Annotated in this window: 1 protein-coding gene; it reads right to left on the bottom strand. The window is 61.1% G+C overall.

The window, feature by feature from the left end; translation table 11 throughout:
• Nucleotides 1-443: 443 nt before the first annotated feature.
• The gene (locus QZL63_RS03090) at nucleotides 444-2,867 is read right to left on the bottom strand and encodes a glycoside hydrolase family 2 TIM barrel-domain containing protein (RefSeq protein WP_022307870.1); all 2,424 of its coding nucleotides are present in this window, start codon (nucleotides 2,865-2,867) and stop codon (nucleotides 444-446) included.
• Between the last annotated feature and the right edge of the window lie 199 nt (nucleotides 2,868-3,066).

Here is a 3,066-nt window from a genome sequence, read left to right on the forward strand (position 1 = left end):
TGGGGGGGGGGGGGGAACTTCGGTCTGCGACGTGGACCGGACCGGTTCCGACCCGGCTGCGGACAACGTCACGGGCAGCAGCGAGACCGCCAACAAAAGGACCGCACACTTTCTGAAGATTCCGCCCGATCCGTCCCAACGGGTCCGTGCGGAAGTCTGGTACAGATTCTTCATAACAGATTCATTTAGGTTAGTGTTTTTATGTTTGAATTATATATGTTTGTTCATACATATATTCGTACCACAAATATAGAAAGAGATTTTCAAAAATGCAATACTTCGAATCTTTTTTCATCATTTTCCGACTCCGGGCTCCCGGGCACGGCACAACAGGCAGAATAAGCGGCACCGTCAAACCGCTTAAAAGAAGAGCGGGCGCCAACGGATTCCATCCGCCCGACGCCCGCATTCCGAAGCACGCTTCACAGCCCGCTGCGGGGCCGTTACTCCGCCTTCAACACGACCTCCGTCCCGCGAAGCAGCGGCGAAGAGAAGCGGACCCGAATATCGCCTGTTTCGCCGGTTGTACGCACATATGCAAGCAGACGCCCGCGATAAGCACGATGCCGGTTGTCGGTGTAGTCGCTCATGTCGGTATTATCCGAGCCTTCAAGACCGAGCAATTCGGCCGGCCCGTCGATCGTACAGGTGATCTCGCTGTCACCCAGCTTTACCGGAACCCCCTGCTCATCGACCACCTCGACGGTCAGGTGGGCCGTGGCACGCTCCTTCGGCAGCACGACCCTGTCGGCCGAGACCTTGAGCGCGAAGGGACGGCCCGAAGAGCGGATCACATAAGACGAAAGCACGCGGCCCGAGGCGTCACACCCCTCGGCCCGCAACTCTCCCGGAGCAAAGGGAATGTCCCAGTGGATGATTCCCGTCTTCGGATCATAGGGTTTCATGGAGCCTACCTCCCGCCCGTCGAGCAACAGGCGCGCCTGCGGGGCGTTCGTATAGCAGACCACACGCACGCTCTGCCCGGCATCGTAGTTCCACACATCCCAGGCATCGACCGAGAGGTAATCGGCCGACGGGTAGGTTCCGATGTAGGTCACCGGCTCGTCGCACCAGAGCGCCGCCCGGAACCAGCCCCGCGGCTTGCGGAAACTGCCCAGATCGAGCAGGCCCGTATAGAATCCGCGCGAAGGCCAGGGCCCCGATTCACCGAGATAGTCGGTTCCGGTCCAGATGAACTGCCCGAAGATGAAATCGCGGTCACGCACGGCATACCAGGCGTCGATATCGGGCCGGTTCTCGCTTCCGTAGATCACCCGGTCGGGGTAGGCGGCATGGTCCATGTCGTAACGGTCCTCGGTATAGTTGTATCCCACGACATCGACCGCCTCGGGATACTCCGTCTCGTTGGACATCACCACCCCGGCCAGCGCACCGGTCACCGGACGCGTGCGGTCCACAGCCCGCACACAGGCCGCCAGCCGTTTGGCGATGCGGCCTATCCGGTCGGCATGGGGCGCATCGGGATGGTAACCGCCGAACATCGGCTGGTTGATCTTCGAGCCGTCGAGGATCGGATGCGAATAGGGATCGTTCGGGTAATCCACCTCGTTGCCGATCGACCAGAGGAAGACCGACGGGTGGTTCCGGTCGCGGCGCACCATGTCCGTCACGTCGCGTTCGATCCACTCCTCGAAGAAGTCATAACTGCCGTCGAAACCGGGCGTGCCGACGTTCCACCCCTCGATCCACTTGCGCTTGGGGAACTCCCACTCGTCCGAAGCCTCATCCATGACCAGCAGCCCCAGTTCGTCGCACAGGTCGTAGACCACCGGAGCCTGCGGATTGTGGCTCATGCGGATGGCGTTCACACCGATTCCGCGCAGGTTCTCCAGACGCCGGCACCACACTTCGGGCGGGACAGCCGCACCCAGCACCCCGGCATCGTGATGCAGGCAGACCCCTTTGACCTTCATCCAGCGGCCGTTCAGGGCAAATCCCCGGTCGGGATCGAATGTCAGCGTGCGGAGGCCGGTACGGAAGCTGCACCCGTCGATCCGCTCACCGTTGCGCAACAGATCGGCCTGCAGCGTATAGAGGTAAGGATCGTCGAGATTCCACCGGTGGGGATTGTTCAGCCGGAGACGAAGCGTTCCGCCGAGGCTGTCCGCATCGCCCGCCCCGACACGCTGCCGGGCCGAAGCCACCTCCACACCGTCCGCGTCACGGAGCGTTACGGCCACCTCCAGCCGGTCGGTCGCGGGCACGTGCCGCTCCAACGCATAATCCACAGCCAGAAGGGCCCGGCGATCGGTCAGCGACTCCACACGACAGGCGGTCCCCCACTGCGCGAAGTGGATCTCGGGAGCCGACACGATCCAGACGTCGCGGTAGATGCCCGAACCGGTATACCACCGCGAATCGGCATAACGGCCGTGATCCACCCGCACGGCCAACACATTGTCGCCCGGCTGCAGGTAGGGGGTCATGTCGTAGAGGAACGAAACGTAGCCATTGGGGCGGCAGCCGAGCAGATGTCCGTTCAGATAGACCTCACTGCGGTTGTAAACCCCTTCGAAATAGATGTAGTGGCGTGCGGCGGAGTCCGTCACAGCAAAGTGCTTGCGGTACCAGGCGATCCCGCCGGGCAGGTAACCCGTGCAGCTGGCTAGCGAAGGCGACAGAGGCGCCTCGACCGACCAGTCGTGCGGCAGCGTCAGACGGCGCCAGCCGCTGTCGTCGAAAGCCGGCATGCGGGCCGTCGTATCGTCACCCAGGCGGAAAAGCCAGTCATCCACACATTTTTCGGCTCGTCCGAACGAGACCTGTGCCCGCACCGGAACTGCACCGGAGAGAAGGGCGAAAAGGCCGGTTGCCAACAACCGGCTCAAAAACCGTCGGTTCTTCATTGCAAAGCGTTCGTTTTTCATGTTTTTTTCGGGAGATCGGGGACCGCACGTGCGATCCGATGAACAAAATTAACGATTCCGGTTGAAAATCCAACAATTTTTGCGATATTTGTTCCTACATATTAATAATAATGGTACATACTATGAAACTACGACACCTCCTGCTGCCGCTGCTTCTGGCCGGCGGCCCCGCTGCGGC

Origin of the sequence: Alistipes sp. CAG:268 (assembly GCA_000434235.1) — a bacterium.
Lineage (GTDB): Bacteria > Bacteroidota > Bacteroidia > Bacteroidales > Rikenellaceae > Alistipes > Alistipes avistercoris.

Bases quoted from the DNA above. Each gene is read 5' to 3' on its own strand.
- QZL63_RS03090 (WP_022307870.1), bottom strand. From the start codon at position 2,867: ATGAAGAACCGACGGTTTTTGAGCCGGTTGTTGGCAACCGGCCTTTTC.